The sequence below is a fragment of the Methanomassiliicoccales archaeon genome, assembly GCA_013415865.1.
Taxonomy (GTDB): Archaea; Thermoplasmatota; Thermoplasmata; order Methanomassiliicoccales; family UBA472; genus MVRC01.
This window is the reverse complement of record CP058896.1, coordinates 521,509-535,711: the sequence shown is the minus strand read 5'-3', so window position 1 is coordinate 535,711 and position 14,203 is coordinate 521,509. Positions and strand designations below refer to the sequence as shown.

At 53.6% G+C, this 14,203-nt stretch carries 17 protein-coding genes, 1 tRNA gene and 1 rRNA gene; 7 read left to right on the top strand and 12 right to left on the bottom strand.

All coding sequences use genetic code 11. The features are described from left to right. Nucleotides 1-56 precede the first annotated feature (56 nt). The 6 genes from rrf to fliE all read right to left on the bottom strand — a co-directional run bounded on the left by rrf (nucleotide 57) and on the right by fliE (nucleotide 6,979). Nucleotides 57-177: ribosomal RNA gene (rrf, locus tag HPY73_02665) — 5S ribosomal RNA — on the bottom strand. A gap of 75 nt (nucleotides 178-252) precedes the next feature. Continuing rightward, nucleotides 253-987, bottom strand: coding sequence for a DUF92 domain-containing protein (locus HPY73_02660; protein ID QLH74460.1), 735 nt, complete (start codon nucleotides 985-987; stop codon nucleotides 253-255). A 53-nt stretch (nucleotides 988-1,040) separates the two neighbouring features. Next, on the bottom strand, nucleotides 1,041-5,750 hold the full coding sequence (locus HPY73_02655; protein QLH74459.1) for a PKD domain-containing protein: 4,710 nt from the start codon (nucleotides 5,748-5,750) through the stop codon (nucleotides 1,041-1,043). 125 nt (nucleotides 5,751-5,875) lie between these two features. Next, entirely contained in the window at nucleotides 5,876-6,160 is a 285-nt protein-coding gene (locus HPY73_02650) for a hypothetical protein (protein ID QLH74458.1), read from the bottom strand. Beyond that, nucleotides 6,157-6,447, bottom strand: a complete 291-nt coding sequence (locus tag HPY73_02645; protein ID QLH74457.1) for a hypothetical protein — start codon at nucleotides 6,445-6,447, stop codon at nucleotides 6,157-6,159. Before HPY73_02645 ends, HPY73_02650 begins: the two co-directional genes overlap by 4 nt. Nucleotide 6,448: 1 nt before the next feature. Beyond that, nucleotides 6,449-6,979: a flagellar hook-basal body complex protein FliE gene (gene fliE / locus HPY73_02640; GenBank protein QLH75623.1), complete on the bottom strand. Its 531-nt coding sequence runs from the start codon at nucleotides 6,977-6,979 to the stop codon at nucleotides 6,449-6,451. A gap of 126 nt (nucleotides 6,980-7,105) precedes the next feature. Here fliE and HPY73_02635 point away from each other — a divergent pair, with 126 nt between their 5' ends. Beyond that, complete coding sequence (locus HPY73_02635; protein QLH74456.1) at nucleotides 7,106-7,513, top strand: hypothetical protein; 408 nt, start codon at nucleotides 7,106-7,108, stop codon at nucleotides 7,511-7,513. Between the two features lie 2 nt (nucleotides 7,514-7,515). Here HPY73_02635 and HPY73_02630 read toward each other — a convergent pair whose 3' ends face one another. The 3 genes from HPY73_02630 to HPY73_02620 all read right to left on the bottom strand — a co-directional run bounded on the left by HPY73_02630 (nucleotide 7,516) and on the right by HPY73_02620 (nucleotide 9,335). Continuing rightward, nucleotides 7,516-7,974 carry an aspartate carbamoyltransferase regulatory subunit gene (locus HPY73_02630; GenBank protein QLH74455.1) on the bottom strand — a complete coding sequence of 153 codons (459 nt, stop codon included), beginning with the start codon at nucleotides 7,972-7,974 and terminating at the stop codon, nucleotides 7,516-7,518. After that, entirely contained in the window at nucleotides 7,974-8,903 is a 930-nt protein-coding gene (gene pyrB, locus HPY73_02625; protein ID QLH74454.1) for an aspartate carbamoyltransferase, read from the bottom strand. Before pyrB ends, HPY73_02630 begins: the two co-directional genes overlap by 1 nt. A gap of 75 nt (nucleotides 8,904-8,978) precedes the next feature. Next, nucleotides 8,979-9,335, bottom strand: a complete 357-nt coding sequence (locus HPY73_02620) for a helix-turn-helix domain-containing protein (protein QLH74453.1) — start codon at nucleotides 9,333-9,335, stop codon at nucleotides 8,979-8,981. A gap of 89 nt (nucleotides 9,336-9,424) precedes the next feature. On the opposite strand from HPY73_02620, the gene HPY73_02615 reads away from it, so the two are divergent. From HPY73_02615 to HPY73_02590, 6 genes are all read left to right on the top strand, one after another. Next, nucleotides 9,425-9,655 (top strand): sulfurtransferase TusA family protein, encoded by a 231-nt coding sequence (locus HPY73_02615; protein ID QLH74452.1) that lies wholly within the window; start codon nucleotides 9,425-9,427, stop codon nucleotides 9,653-9,655. Nucleotides 9,656-9,742: 87 nt separating this feature from the next. Beyond that, nucleotides 9,743-10,153, top strand: a complete 411-nt coding sequence (locus tag HPY73_02610) for a DsrE/DsrF/DrsH-like family protein (GenBank protein QLH74451.1) — start codon at nucleotides 9,743-9,745, stop codon at nucleotides 10,151-10,153. Between the two features lie 9 nt (nucleotides 10,154-10,162). After that, entirely contained in the window at nucleotides 10,163-10,465 is a 303-nt protein-coding gene (gene dsrH / locus HPY73_02605; protein QLH74450.1) for a sulfurtransferase complex subunit TusB, read from the top strand. Between the two features lie 9 nt (nucleotides 10,466-10,474). Further along, nucleotides 10,475-10,834 (top strand): DsrE family protein, encoded by a 360-nt coding sequence (locus HPY73_02600; protein ID QLH74449.1) that lies wholly within the window; start codon nucleotides 10,475-10,477, stop codon nucleotides 10,832-10,834. Nucleotides 10,835-10,839: 5 nt separating this feature from the next. Beyond that, nucleotides 10,840-11,199 (top strand): DsrE family protein, encoded by a 360-nt coding sequence (locus HPY73_02595; GenBank protein ID QLH74448.1) that lies wholly within the window; start codon nucleotides 10,840-10,842, stop codon nucleotides 11,197-11,199. Between the two features lie 71 nt (nucleotides 11,200-11,270). Then, on the top strand, nucleotides 11,271-13,016 hold the full coding sequence (locus HPY73_02590) for a DUF5591 domain-containing protein (GenBank protein ID QLH74447.1): 1,746 nt from the start codon (nucleotides 11,271-11,273) through the stop codon (nucleotides 13,014-13,016). Between the two features lie 231 nt (nucleotides 13,017-13,247). On the opposite strand, the gene HPY73_02585 is transcribed toward HPY73_02590, so the two are convergent. From HPY73_02585 to HPY73_02575, 3 genes are all read right to left on the bottom strand, one after another. Continuing rightward, on the bottom strand, nucleotides 13,248-13,667 hold the full coding sequence (locus HPY73_02585) for a DUF1284 domain-containing protein (GenBank protein ID QLH74446.1): 420 nt from the start codon (nucleotides 13,665-13,667) through the stop codon (nucleotides 13,248-13,250). Nucleotides 13,668-13,736: 69 nt separating this feature from the next. Continuing rightward, nucleotides 13,737-13,808: transfer RNA gene (locus HPY73_02580), tRNA-Gly, on the bottom strand. 130 nt (nucleotides 13,809-13,938) lie between these two features. Beyond that, complete coding sequence (locus tag HPY73_02575) at nucleotides 13,939-14,139, bottom strand: hypothetical protein (GenBank protein QLH74445.1); 201 nt, start codon at nucleotides 14,137-14,139, stop codon at nucleotides 13,939-13,941. Between the last annotated feature and the right edge of the window lie 64 nt (nucleotides 14,140-14,203).

Genomic DNA, 14,203 nt, shown 5'->3' with positions numbered 1-14,203 from the left:
TAAGAATTTATCTTAAGAAAAGATGCCCCTTAGATCGATTTGATGAAAATAAGAAAGGCTGACAGCGTGCGAAGCTTCCCGTGGGCTCGCGCACCACAGTACAACAGCGTACGCGGGCGGGCTTAGCTTCTGGGTTCGGATGAGACCAGGCGTGACCCCGCCGCTTTGGCCGTCAAACCTTTCTTGAACCCACCGAAGTAAAATGTTGTATTTATACGTTTTTATCAAGGCACATTTGATTGCTCATATATGTCATAAGGCCAGGATGAGGATCATATACCCTAGGGCAGACCCCGCCGCCATCGACAGCACGTTCGTTCCGAGCTTCCCCACATAGCCCCGGTTCTCAAGGGTAGCACCGATGACCGAGTCTATGTTGCAGCCTACGAACCCCATAACCGCCGGCACCATGATCCTTACGTCGGGCAGCTCTCCAGGGAAGAGGACCGCCCATCCCACGGCGCTCGCGAAGCATGCCCCGAGGAAGGCCCATGCGGTTCCATAGAGAGAGATACCGCCGTTCGTCCCTGCCTCGACCCTCTTGAAAGTGATTATAGACCTCGTCCTGGGGCTAAGAACGCCCATCTCACTGGCGATGGTGTCGGAGGCCGCCGTCCCTATCGCACACAGATATACGAGGCCAGCGGTCTCGTTTCCTTGGTCCCCTGAAAGATAGAAGATGACCGCGACCAATAGAGGTACCAGGCCGTTGGCGACGACGTTCCTCCATGTCCTCTCGCCCTTCGTCCCTTCCTGCAGTCCCTTCCTTCTCTTGACCTCGAACTTGTACCTTGTCACCATGAAACCTGTAAGGGCAAAGACAATGAGGAGCGCAAGCCAGCCGATGGAGCCGAGGACCCCTATCAGGCTCCCGATCAGGAACGATGCCACACTGCCGCTCGCAGTGAGCAGCTCGAATCTAAATGATATGAATGACAGGAGCCCACAGAGACCTAGCACCAGCACGAGCTCCTCTGTCGAGGTCATGCCTGTCGGATTCCAAGGGCAGTATAAAAAACAGATGGGTCAGGCGTCTAATCTCATCCGGACTTTTTTCCTCTCCTCCTTCCGGCCATGTCAAGGAACGGGTTCCTCTTGAACAAAGGAGCGGTAATGTCCCTGATGCCCCTGAGCTTTTCCAGGTCGCCGTCCCATGCGATGAGGTCGATGCCATAACGCTCGTCAATGGCCTCGATGACCTTCTGCAAGCGAGGCGGGATGCTGCTCGTCCTCTTTCCATTGAGCACGACCGCCACATAGATGAAGTCGCCCTTCTCGACCATTATCGTCCTGTCGCCGAAGTCCATGCGCTTGAGCATGGGAGAGGCCTCGTCCTTGAACGAATCTTTGACGAACCCTTGAAGGGCGACGAACATGCTCCCTAGGATCTGGTCGTCCATCCCAGGCTTCATCCTTCTTGCCTGATGCGCTATGAGGCTGCCATCGTGATAGATGACGAACACCTCGTCCACCACCGGCCTGGTCCTCACCAGCCATATGGCAAAGAACGCCAATACGGTCGCTATTATCGACAGTGCCAGATATAGAAGGAAATAGCTGGGCTCCTCCACCACTTTGATCTCAAAAGGACCTATCTCTTTTGTGTTGTTGTTGATGTCGGTCGCCACTATCCGATAGAACATCGTGCCCTCCTTTTTCATCGGAGGGATCTGTGCGGAGAAATTACCAGCTCCGTCGGTCGGGGCCATCTGGACCATTGACCAGTTCTTCCCATCATAGGAGTAGAAGAGGAATACCTCGAAATCGATGTCATCGACGACGTTAACATCTATCCTGACAGCATCACCCACATAGGCCTCTTCACGGCTGTCCCGGAGGATGATCTCAGGGGGCCATTTGTCAAGGGTCACCACGATCTCCGTCTGCCTTGTGCTCGATGGGTCCTTTACCTGCAATATGATGGTGTAGATACCGGCCCTGGCATAGGTCCAGGTGTAATAACGGTTGTCGCTGGACCAGGGGGTCCACGGGCTCCCATCCCCGAAATTCCATCTGAACTCGAGGCCATCAATGTCGTCATCTATATCCTGGGTCGTGTTGGCGGACACCGTCACCTTGAAGGCGTCGACGTCCACCCTCTCAACGACCACTTTCGGTACCGGGGGCTGGTCCACTATGGTTATCGATATCGACCTTTGAAGTGAGAAATCAGAATCGGAGATGGTCAGAACAATAAAGAAAGTGCCAGGGACGGTAAATTTATATGACAAGGATGGGGTGGACGTATAGATAAGCACAGGCGAGCCGCTGCTGCCCGAAATGTTCCATAGGTATGTGGGGGTCTCGGCCCCTTTTGTCACATTGACCGAGAATGTGACATCGGTCCCCTTGTTGAACGTCGTGCCGCTCGAGATGATGTTGCCAGCTGATGGATTCGTATCGTTGACCTTCACCGTCCTGCTGAACGAGACATTGTCACCATCCCCATCGCGGACCCAGAGCGTTATCGTGAAATTGCCATGGGCGTTGTATTTGTATGTGGGGCTCTGTAAGGTCGAAAAGCCCCCATCCCCAAAGGTCCAGTACCTAGATGCTATGCCGTCATATGCGTAGGAGGTGTCGAGGAATGTGATGAACTCGCCCTCATCGACCACGCTCTTTGACATGGTGAAACTGACCGATGGCAAGGTGTCAGAGACTATGACCTGCAGGCTGACGGTATTTTGGTCGGCGTCGTTCTCGAACACCGTCAGGTTCACCCAGTACCAGCCATCTCTTATGAACCTGTGAGAGATGGAACTGCCCATCCCATCGATCGTGACGGTGTCGTTCTGTACGGACCACAGATATCTCACGACAGTGTCTGGAGATGTCACAGTGGCCGTGAAGCTGACAGTGTCGCCCTCGGTCACGCCCGTCGGTGAATACGAGACGGTGAACACTGGGCCGGAGTCCGCGACCGTTAACTGCTTGGTCATGGAATGCGCGTCCCCATCCACATCCTCGACGGACAGCGTGACCGAGAACGTTCCGTCCCAAAGATAACGATGGGACACTGGCACATTGGCGGTAGATATCGTCACGGCCGACCCGTCCCCGAAGTCCCAGGTGAATTTCACTATCTGGTCCACAGGCGAGGTCGATGTGCTCTGGAAAGTGATGACAGAACCCTCGACCAGGCTACCTGACCAGGTGAAGTTGGCCGTCGGCGTCCCGTCCACGACGGTCAGCTCCTTGATCTGCCAGGACGACGCCCCGCTCCTGTCAATGACCGTCATATTGACCTCATAGGCCCCTTCCGAAGGGAATGCGTACTGCACTGTAGGAGAGCTGGGCGTGGATGGTATGTTGTTCCAAGGTCCGCCCGATGTGCGCCATTTCCAATAGAACATCAAGCTGCCGTTGTCAGAGAAGCTGTCCCAGGAGGATGAGGCGTCCAGGGTCACCGCGATACCTTCTGTTATCGCCCCTCCGACCAAGGACCAGCTGGCATGAGGCGGGAGGTTCCTTTGGTACCATATCGAGATCGAACCAGATCCTGGGGATCCCAATGCAATATCGACCCTCTTGTCCCCATCGATGTCCCCGAGGGCCACGACATTCGGCCCTGCGCCCCCTGTCTGGACATAATCTAATTTGAAGGTTGAGGATGAGAATTGGACCAAGGAGACGGACCCTACCTTCGAGCCTACTATGGCCAGCTCATCCCATCCATCATCGTCATAATCACCGACGGCGGCCGTCTGGAACCCATGTGGGCTGGCATATGACACCAGATATGAGTAATCCAGCCCCGTCGCGTACTGGCGGTATGCCACAAGGTCTCCACTGCTGGTGCCGATCACAATATCCAATAGACCGTTACGGTCCACATCGCATGAATCGGCCCAGACGACCGTACCGGAGGGTATGGCCAAGGTGGTCATCTTCCCGATGTCGGCAGAATATCTTGGCCCGGACGGCTGTTGGAAATAGACCTCGATACGGTTGCTGGTCATGTTCACGACCGCCAGGTCGGGCAGACCTGCGCCATCGACCCCCTTGTTGAAATCCCCCGCTATGGCCCATTGCCCCACATATTGACCGTTGACGAAGACGTAATTGTCCGACGACGAAAATCCCTGGCCCGATGCTGACCGATAGAAGATGACGATACCGTTCGAGCAGGCGACCACCAGGTCTGTGAGCCCATCTGAGTTCTCATCGATGGCATCCAGACCGAGCGGCCCGGTCAACGGAGAGGGCACATCCAAAGTGATCATGATGTATGATGTGGAGTAGATCCCGCTCCCGCTCTGCAGGATGTAGACCTTGTTGTTCACCGGGTCGCTGACGACCACATCGCTCATGGCATTGGAATAGAGGGATAATGCGACGGCCCTGTCAGAGGTATTGGGAACGCTTATACTATGCCAGGCCCCCGAGTCATAGATGTACAACCTCCCGTTGCCCCTGTCCAATACACCGACCGCCTGAGATGATCCGGTGAGGTTGCCGATGAAGATGGACCTCTGGTCGGTGACCCCCCAGAGCAGGTCGTTGGAGCTCGCGAGGACAGCGTTGACCGAATATGAGACGGTCAGGACACCATTGGCAGCACTTCTGTTCTGAACGATCAACAGGTCCTCATCCCCATCAAGGTCCAGGTCAGCGGCCAAGAGCTGTCTCGGCCCGTTCTGGACCGGGAATGTGCCGCTCGGAGACCCATAGTTCGAGGTTCCTGTGGGCGTGATGTAATATGCGAGCTTATATGAGGTGTCGTAGACGAGGGCCATATCCTCCAGGCCGTCGTTATTGATGAAGATGCCCTTGGCATAGGCCAGGCCAGGTTCTGTGGCGATGTATTTCCATAGTTGGAAGCCCCCCCCGTTCTGCTTGAACATGCGGACCTGATTGTTCCCACTGCATGCGATCGCCAATATTGTGTCCCCTGTCCCTTCCCCATTGATGAAATCTATCGAGACCGGCGAGGAGATGAGGTTCTGGGAAAGGGTCAGATTGGCCGATGGTGACCACGGGGTGTCATCATCCGCCCCCAGGAAGGTGTTACGATATACCTGGACAAGATTGGCCCCCCGGTCTACGATCGCAAGGTCCATCTTGCCGTCCAGATCATAATCGCCTTTTACAACCTGGGCAGGACGGGTCATCGAGTAAAGGGTCATCGTCACGACATTGAATGAGGTGGAATTCTTGTGGATATACAACCTGGCCCAGGTCGTTGTCGAATTCGCAGATACGATCGCGACATCAGTGTATCCATCCCCGTCGAAGTCATTAGTGACCAGGTCGATCGGGACCCTCGACGTCGAGAAATATCCGCTCGTCGTGAACGAGCTAGCATCTGCCCTCTGATAAAAGAACTCTACCTTTCCCGGGGAGGACGGATAGCCGATGACCACGTCGGTCAGGCCATCATTGTTCATGTCCCCGATGTCAAGTGCGGTCGGCACGGTCGAGGTGACAATCTTCTTGGAGGGCTCTGCCGGGTAGGTCCCATCCTGCGATTGATAATAGATGTCGACCCCTGTTCTTTCGAAGTAGATGACGGCCAGATCCTTTCGAAGGTCCTGGTTCAAGAACCCTGTGACGACCTTCCTTGGCTTTGCATCTACTATCTGGCTCTTTGTAAAATTCTCAAAAAGGGATGTCAACGGGTCATAGGTACCAGTGCTCTTCCCATCAGGCATGGCCGTCACCTCAACATCTCTTCCAGCGATCATACTGGAGGAGATGAGGACCGGTGCGGCCAGCAAAAGAGCTAAAGCTACTACTAAGAATATTCTCACCTCACCACTACTTCCCATCCTCATAGCGGTGCCATGTTATCGATTTCTTGATTATAAATATATTATTTTTATTAAAATTACATTATATATAAAATGGCCAGATATCGTTGCGATCTTCTCCTCTATCACTCTTCCCTTTCCATCACAAGGATGGAATATAAGTTCTCGGCCAAGTTCTTGGCCATCTCCCTATCCTTCATCGGAGAGATCATCAGCCGGCCGTTCATGTAGACCGTCACCTCGATGCCGTCCTTCTTTGCCAGGAGCATCACCTCTTTATCATCGACCTCGTACCCTCTCTCCTTTAGAGCGATGGCCGAGGCCTCAAGGTCATATCTGGCGACATCCTGAGGTATCGCGGACATCGATTCGCCCTTGCACACCCTTATAATTCTGAACCTTGTCGTCATATGAGACCCCGCTCCTCGAGGGGCATCTTGACACATAAAGGGTAGAACTCATCGGCTGCCGCCTTGGCCTTCTCTTTCTCCATGGGGTGGATCAACAGTTTACCGGTCCGGTATATCGTGTACTCCACACCATCCTTCCGCGCTACGAGCATCAGGCCCTTTTGTCCGACATCGAACCCTTGTTCCTTCAATTTTATGGCCGTAGCATCCAGGTCGAACCTGACGTCATCCAAGGGAATGCAGGTGTTCGCTTCCGAGTTGCATATCCTTACGACCTTGAACCTCATCTCAGTCCAACTCTCTCAACAATCTGAGGCAATAGGATTTGAACTCTTCTAACGTACCCTCGTTCACGATCATTATGTCGGCCATGGCGATCAGGGAACCAATGCCCCAGCCCAGCTCCCTCTCGTCACGGGCCTTGAAATCCTCATATGTGGACGGGGCGTCCTCTCGTCCCCTTGCCTTCAGCCTGTGGAACCTTTTTATGGGACAGGTATGGATGGCTATCAACCTTACATCTTTCAGCTCCTTCTTGAAGACCTCAAGCTCCATCAGGCCCCTGCTCCCGTCTATGACGGTCCTTTCCTGCTTGACATGTTCGACCGCCCTCTTCGCCCAGATGTCATATCCATGTCTCTTTCTCTCTTCGTTGGCGAATCCCCCGACACCTTGGTCGTTGAATGCGATGCCCTGCCTGGCCGCTTCGGCCCTGACAACATCTCCCATGCGGACCACTTGGTAACCGACCGACATCGCCACCTGCGCGAACTCCTCCTTTCCAGCACCGGGCATGCCTGATATGACCAGGACGCTCATCTTTTCACTTCCATTCAGGTCCGGGACCATCCCGGGACCTTTTCACAATCGTGGTGGATTGAGAAAAGAATATAAAATTGGTACTAGGATATCGCTCCGTTCGCGAACAATCAGAACAAGCTATTGATGGAGGGGGACGAGATTCAATCTTCAAAGTCGGTCGAGAACGTCATAGATGAGATACTGAAGGCCGAGTTCGGGAACGATCCGAACATCGAGAGCGTCTCCGTCGTATCCAAGAGCGGTCTGATGATAACAGGGGATGCCTCAAAGCTCCCTTCAAGGCCCGAGATGTTCTCGGCGATGATATCGGTCATCTTCACATCCGCCGAGTCCACAAGGGCCGATGCGAAGAAGGAGAAGCTCGAGCATGTCATCGGCGTCTATAAGACAAAGAAGATATTCGTCCATGAGCTGAGCTCCAGCCTGATGATAGCGCTCACGGCGGAAAGGACAGTGAACGACGAGGAGATACTTTCACGGCTTCAGAAGGTCGTCGCGAAGACCAAGGAAGAGCTGGTCTGGCTAAGATGAGCTCAGATCAGGTTGTCCGCGATGTTCTCCAGGACCCTGTCGCAATAGACGCAACGTAGGACCGGAGGGTTCTTTCCCTCCACATTGAACTCTGGCTCGACGGGCTCCTTCTGGTTCGTGATGCAGTTCGGGTTGCTGCAACGGGCCTTGCCCAAAACCTTCGCAGGTAGCCTGACGTCATGTTTCTCGGCCACATTGAAGTCCCTTATGATGTTTATCGTCGCCTCTGGTGCGATGAGGGCGATCTTGTCAACCTCCTTCGGGTCAAGCTCCCGGTCCTCAACCTTCACGACGTCCTTCCACCCCGTCTTCTTCGACGGGACGTGCATCAATATGCTCACAGGGCTCTGGACATTCCCCCCGTCCATACCAATGATCCTCAATACCTTCAACGCCATTCCGCACTCGATGTGATCTATGACCGTCCCATTCCTGATGGGGGTCACCTTGAACTCTTTCATCAGAGCTCACCTCCTAGAACGAGCGTCAGTAGCGCCATCCTGACCGGCACTCCATTGAACGCCTGATCGAAATACTTGGCATGACAGGTCTGGTCCACTTCAGGCGAGATCTCGTCGATGCGGGGCAGCGGATGCATGATGATCATGTTGCTCTTTGCCTCTCTCAAACTATCCAGGTCGACACGGTAAGTGCCAGCCACCTTCTGATACTCTGCCAGGTCAGGGAATCTCTCCTTCTGTATCCTGGTGACATAAAGCACATCGATCTCGCTCATGACCTCTTCGAGCTTGTTCCTCATCTTAGGCTTCCCGCCCATCTTCTCGATCTGTTTGATGGTGTCCTTGGGCATCTGGAGCGTGGGCGGGGCTATGAAGTTCAATTCCGCTCCGAACATCGTCAGAGCTTCAGCGAGAGAGTGCACTGTCCTGCCATACTTCAGGTCGCCGACCATTGCGACCTTCAGCCCGTCCATCTTCCCTTTGTTCTTCTTGATGGTGAAAAGGTCCAGAAGGGTCTGCGTAGGGTGTTGCCCGGCCCCATCCCCCGCATTGATCACGGGCTTCTGGGAGAATCTTGCCGCCAATCTTGCGGCCCCTTCGTGCGGATGACGGAGCACGATGACATCCGAATACGATTCTAGCATCCGTATTGTGTCCGCAAGGGTCTCGCCCTTGGCCAAAGAGGTCATCGAAGGGGTCCCCATGTCAAGGGACCTCCCTCCAAGGCGGTTTATCGCGGTCTCGAACGACATCCTTGTCCTTGTGGACGGTTCAAAGAATAGGCATGAAAGGATCTTGCCGTCAAGGGCCTTTGTCATCTTTTCTCCCTTGGCATAGGGGATCATTTTTTCTGACAGGTCCATGATCTCCTCGATCTGCTCGCAGCTCAGGTCCCTGATGGAGACGATGTCCATACCCTTGAAGCTCATGCTCTCAGACCAGAATCCCGACCTGGCTATTTTACATCTTCGGAATCATGAACGAGGCATCCGCCACGATCCCTGTCATTCAAGGTCAAACCTCTCGAGGATCTGTTGCATGCTGCTGTACCAGTTCTCGACACACGCGCGCAGCTTCACCTTGAGCTCCTCTTTACCGATGGCCCGATATACATGATAATATCCTCCCCTCTCAATGCTCTTCGTCTCTCTGAAGCAGATCCCACAGCTCATCATTTTCTGCAAGGCCCTATAGACCGTGCTACGGTCCTTGCCCATACGGTCCGCCAGGTCATCGGCTCTCATTGGCCCTAGTTCTAAAAGTCTGTTATATACCTGGACCTCGAACTCGTTGAGCGAATAGGCGCATTGCACAAGGTCCTGGCATGAGCCAACCTTGGTCACCATCTTGTCGAAGGCCATATTACGGGTCCACCTATCCGAAACCCTTATATAATTAGCAGTTATATAAAGTTGTTGCACAACCGTGCAAAACCGAGGAGATGGTGATCATGCAAAAGGATGAGACTTTGGATGCCAGGGGTCTGATGTGCCCAATGCCGATAGTGAAGCTGTCGAAGAAGATCAAGGAGATGCAGGTGGGTAAGGTCCTTGAGCTGATAGCCGATGACGTCGGTTCCAAGGAAGATGTTCCAGCTTGGGCGAAGAGGACAGGCAATGAGCTTCTCGAGCAGAAAGAGGACAAAGGGGTCTTCTATTACTATATAAAGAAGGTCCAGTAAGGTCTTGTTAAAGGCTTGAAAAAGAAGCCTGACCGGATCGACGACTTTCATGGAGTAAAACAAGATAGGAAATAAGGGGCGGTAAAGATGACAGAGACGAAAAAGATCGCTATTGTGGTATCGGAAGGGACTTTTGACAAGGGCATGATGTCGATGATGATCGCCAATACAGCGGCGAGCATGGGTATGGAAGTGCACGTCTTCCATACCTTCTTCGGGCTGAACCTCTTGAAGAAGAAAAAGAGCCCTAAGCTCCCTGGTCTGTACAGGCTCTTCACGGGCATGTTCATCAAGAAGATGAAAAAGATAGGGGTCGAGAAGTATGAGGAGCAGATGAAGATGGCCCTCGATCTGGGCGTTAACGTCTATGCCTGCAACACGACACTTGAGCTTTTAGGCGTCAAAAAAGAGGACATGTACGACGGGGTCAAGATCCTGGGGGCCGCGGGTTTCCTCGATATTGCCGTTGATGCGGACTCGACGATGTTCATCGGATGAGGTAGTGATATGCCTTCAAAACTGTTCATATTATTGAAGGGCCCGCATGAGTTCACCGGCCTGGAAATGATGAAGCACATAGCGGGAGATGAAAGGTCGGGAGTGATATTGTTCGAGGATGCGGCCTACTTCGCTGTGGACAAGAAGCGCTCTGCAGAGCTCCTGAAGGTCGTGAACGAGGCATACGTGATGGCTGATGATCTGGCCGCGAGAGGATTCGAGGGAAAGGCTAACGCGGGCTATAGACCGATAACATACCACGAGGCGGTCGACCTCATCATGGAGAAATTCGACCAGACGATAACGCTGTGAGGGAGCTACATGAAGACAATGGTCATCCAGATCAGGACGGGGACGATGATGAACATGGACACCAACGTGGCCGTGAAGCTTGCCCAGGCGGCGGTCGAGAAAGGCTATGACGTAAGGATCTTCGGTTACGGCGAAGGCGTCCTTCTTGTCAAGGACGGTCAGGAGCCGAAAAGGTTCCCGAACGTCGGGGCCGAGGCCAAGGAGCTGGTCGAGAAGCGGAACGTCGAGGTCAGCGTGTGCAACACCTGCTGCGCGGCAAGGGGCCTTCGAAGAGGGGAGGAGATACCAGGTATGAAGGTCGGGAGCCTTACGAACGACCTCTCCAGGTACGTGGCCGAAGGGGAACGCATGGTAACAATAGCGAGGTGAAGAAGATGGCGAAGAGCGTACTGGTATTGATAACCAAACCCCCATATGGCTTCGAGGAGGCGTTCGCCGGTTCAAGGCTCGCCCTGGCCATGCTATCGAGCGGGAATGTGGATAAATGCAATATCATCCTGGCCGGGGACGGGACCCTCAACGCGGTGGCGACCCAAAAGCCAGAGGCGGTGAGGATGCCATCGAACATGGAGGCCCTCGGCGACATGGTCGACTTCGATGCAAAGGTATACTGTGTCAGGTCGGACCTGCTCGAAAGGGTCGGAGAGGTCGAGACCCTAGACTTCATAGAGATGATCGACTGGGCCCAGGCCAAGAAGATCATCGACGAGCATGACATGGTCACAACATTCTAAGAAAACGCTCCTCACCTTTCATCTTTCTTTTTTTTGCAAATTTATTAATCACTTGAGCGGATGCTCTGAGCATGCTCGAGGTCAAGTACCGTTCAGGCCCGGCCAGGATCGCGAGATGGAGCGATGGCCAGGTGCGGTTCGACACTCCCATTGTGCTGTGGGGCGAATCCTATCCTTTTATGCAAGGGAGGTCCGACCTCGTCTTTGACCATGCCTCTGAGTCCCATAGGGCGGTCCATCAGCAGTCAGGGGAACAGGTGTTCTCGGTGCCTGAGACGCTTTATACTCCACTGAGCGCGCTCAGATGGGCCGGGGACCTCCTCCCTGTTGTGGGAGATAACTCTTTCGTGACCTCTGCTGACGGCAGGGCGCCTCCGGAAGATGAGGTAAAAGGGAAGGAGGTGGCGGTACTGGGCAACGCGTTCGAGCTGAGGAGGGATGCGAGGGCCTTCGTTTCTTCGATCGTGTCCCTGAGGAGGACCGCGGGGAACAAGAGACTGATCTACCTGCCGGGAATGATGGATGCATCGAACCTCGCGCTCTTGGTCTATATGGGGGCGGATATCTTCGATGACACACTGATATCATATCTGGCATCGATCGACAAGATCACCACCACCGAGGGTCCATTGTCAGCATCAGAGTCAGAATGGTTGTTCGATGGGCCAGAAAAGAACGTGCTCCATATCAGTGCCATGAACGTATGGAAGGAGCTTCAGCTCGTCAAGCACATGATCAAAAAGGAGAGGCTTCGGGAGCTGGTCGAGACAAGGGTCCACTCAAGCCCATGGATGGTCGCGGCCTTGAGGATATTTGACGAGGACCATTACGAGTTCCAGGAGACAAGATACCCATTGGTGGGACCGCGTTTCTATGCGAACGCCAAACAGTCCCTTTTCCGTCCGGATGTCTGGAGGTATAGGAAGAGGATCATCGAGAGGTACACAAGGCCCGAGACAAAAAAGGTGCTCCTGCTCCTTCCATGTTCCGCAAAGAAGCCATATTCCACCTCCAAGAGCCACCAGACATTCCGAAGGGTTATACAATCGGTGAGCAACTTCGATGTGGTCCATGAGGTGATCGTCACCTCCCCCCTTGGTGTGGTGCCAAGGGAGCTGGAGCTGTTCTATCCGGCCGCTCAATACGACATACCTGTCACTGGACATTGGGACCGGGAGGAGGTGGCAATGGTCCAGGAGCTTGTTGGCCATATCGCATCTCAAGGATATGAGAAGGTCATCTGTCATCTGGGGGATGAAGGGGATATCGTAAGGGAGGTCATCGACTGCATCGATACCTCTCATGGTCTCCCAGGCTCCAAGGAATCGTTGAACAGATTGAGGGAGGTCCTCGCTGAGGAGTGCGCAAAGCACCCCAGACCTCCAATGGGAGAGGACAGACAGAGGACCATGGCCGCCGTCGCGAGATTTCAGTTCGGAAAGAATGCGGGGGCCCTGGTAGAAGGGTGCCGTGTCTCTGGCTCATACCCATATTCACGGATACAGGAAGGCCAGAGGCAGATGGGCATGCTCACCCCCGAACGCGGGATGATATCATTGACCATCGAAGGGGCGGAGAGGATAGCAGGAAAGGGCCTTGGGTTGGTAAGAGTGGGCGATTTCGAGATAGAAGGCAACCTGTTCGCAAAGGGTATAATCGAAGCGGACCCAGGCATCAGGATCGGGGACGAGGTGGCGGTCATAAGGTCGGAAAAGGTCGTCGGCGTGGGGGTCGCGATGATGTTCGGAGAGGAGATGACCGATAGCGACCGCGGTGAGGCGGTCCGCATGAGGCATTATATCAAGAGGCCGAAGTAATTTCGGAGCTTGATGAGAACATCTGGTCGAACTCTTTTCGGCTTTGTTGTTCGGCGACCTCTCACGGTCGGGCATATAAATGAGAAGGGACATCGGTGATCTGTAAGGTGCGCCCCAACGCACCAGAGCATCGGCAGGCTCTATAATCTGACCGAGGAGGAGCGGCCGGTGCAGGTCGTTTCCCGATGAAGACCATCCCACATGGCGGAAGGGATCTCCCGGACCCTTCCGTCAACCATAATTTTTCTTAGATCTCTTGTGTTCGGACAGAGATCTGTCGCATTCCTTTGACCAGGAACATTCTCCACATATCTGGCTGACATTTTCCAACGTCACTAGCTTATCGCTCATCGACCGCTCAAGCTCTTGCGGTGTCATCCTTTGCCAGCTCTTTATCTCTATAAACTCGAGGACCGAGCGGTCTTTATCCCTGACCGACGCTTCAGAGGTGCAGACCCCTCCCTTGTTCTCTGGACATCTTGAACAGATGTCATCGACCATGGGCACGACCTCGATATAGGAACACCTGTTCCCCTTCACAAGGTCCACCACCTTGGCCATGTTCTCGTTGAAATCATCATCGTAGCCCAGTCCTTGGTAGAATTGAATACAGAGCAGGTGGTGAGGTCTTAGTCTTACGGCTCGGTCCATCAATGTGCTCAACAGCAAGAAGGAATATAATTATCTTTTACCGACCTTGAACAATATTGAGGTGGTGAGTGCAGGTGCCGGGATTCGAACCCGGGCCTTTAGCTTGGAAGGCTAAGATCCTGACCACTAGATTACACCTGCAGGCGTCGGTCCTAATCTAATCTTATTATTAAAATGTTGTTTCAAGGGCTGGCTGGCCGGGACCTCGTCCTGTTCTAGGAGAAAGTTTAAAAATTTGGAGGAAGAAAAGGAGTCCCATCCTCTCCTTTTCTTAGACGCATCTACCAGTTCTTCTCCCTACATCTTGACGGTCCCCCGACTCGTCATCGACCTCGAACACGCACTTTGGTGGCCATATCTCTGTGATCCCCATGGCGGTCGCGTTCGTTCGCGCGTTCAAAGTATGGGTTAAGATACCAGCGGATGCATCGAACCTCACATGCATCCCATCCGTCCGACTTATGTCGGACAAATAGAGATATTATGTCACCCCGTATTTAAAGCTTCTTTTTTCAATGTAAAAGGATGACCAGCAT

Bases quoted from the DNA above. Each gene is read 5' to 3' on its own strand.
- HPY73_02660 (QLH74460.1), bottom strand. From the start codon at position 987: ATGACCTCGACAGAGGAGCTCGTGCTGGTGCTAGGTCTCTGTGGGCTC.
- pyrB (QLH74454.1), bottom strand. From the start codon at position 8,903: ATGAGCTTCAAGGGTATGGACATCGTCTCCATCAGGGACCTGAGCTGC.
- dsrH (QLH74450.1), top strand. From the start codon at position 10,163: ATGCCTTCAAAACTGTTCATATTATTGAAGGGCCCGCATGAGTTCACC.
- fliE (QLH75623.1), bottom strand. From the start codon at position 6,979: ATGAGCGTCCTGGTCATATCAGGCATGCCCGGTGCTGGAAAGGAGGAG.
- HPY73_02650 (QLH74458.1), bottom strand. From the start codon at position 6,160: ATGACGACAAGGTTCAGAATTATAAGGGTGTGCAAGGGCGAATCGATG.
- HPY73_02615 (QLH74452.1), top strand. From the start codon at position 9,425: ATGCAAAAGGATGAGACTTTGGATGCCAGGGGTCTGATGTGCCCAATG.
- HPY73_02620 (QLH74453.1), bottom strand. From the start codon at position 9,335: ATGGCCTTCGACAAGATGGTGACCAAGGTTGGCTCATGCCAGGACCTT.
- HPY73_02595 (QLH74448.1), top strand. From the start codon at position 10,840: ATGGCGAAGAGCGTACTGGTATTGATAACCAAACCCCCATATGGCTTC.
- HPY73_02590 (QLH74447.1), top strand. From the start codon at position 11,271: ATGCTCGAGGTCAAGTACCGTTCAGGCCCGGCCAGGATCGCGAGATGG.
- HPY73_02630 (QLH74455.1), bottom strand. From the start codon at position 7,974: ATGAAAGAGTTCAAGGTGACCCCCATCAGGAATGGGACGGTCATAGAT.
- HPY73_02610 (QLH74451.1), top strand. From the start codon at position 9,743: ATGACAGAGACGAAAAAGATCGCTATTGTGGTATCGGAAGGGACTTTT.
- HPY73_02585 (QLH74446.1), bottom strand. From the start codon at position 13,667: ATGGACCGAGCCGTAAGACTAAGACCTCACCACCTGCTCTGTATTCAA.
- HPY73_02635 (QLH74456.1), top strand. From the start codon at position 7,106: ATGGAGGGGGACGAGATTCAATCTTCAAAGTCGGTCGAGAACGTCATA.
- HPY73_02600 (QLH74449.1), top strand. From the start codon at position 10,475: ATGAAGACAATGGTCATCCAGATCAGGACGGGGACGATGATGAACATG.
- HPY73_02645 (QLH74457.1), bottom strand. From the start codon at position 6,447: ATGAGGTTCAAGGTCGTAAGGATATGCAACTCGGAAGCGAACACCTGC.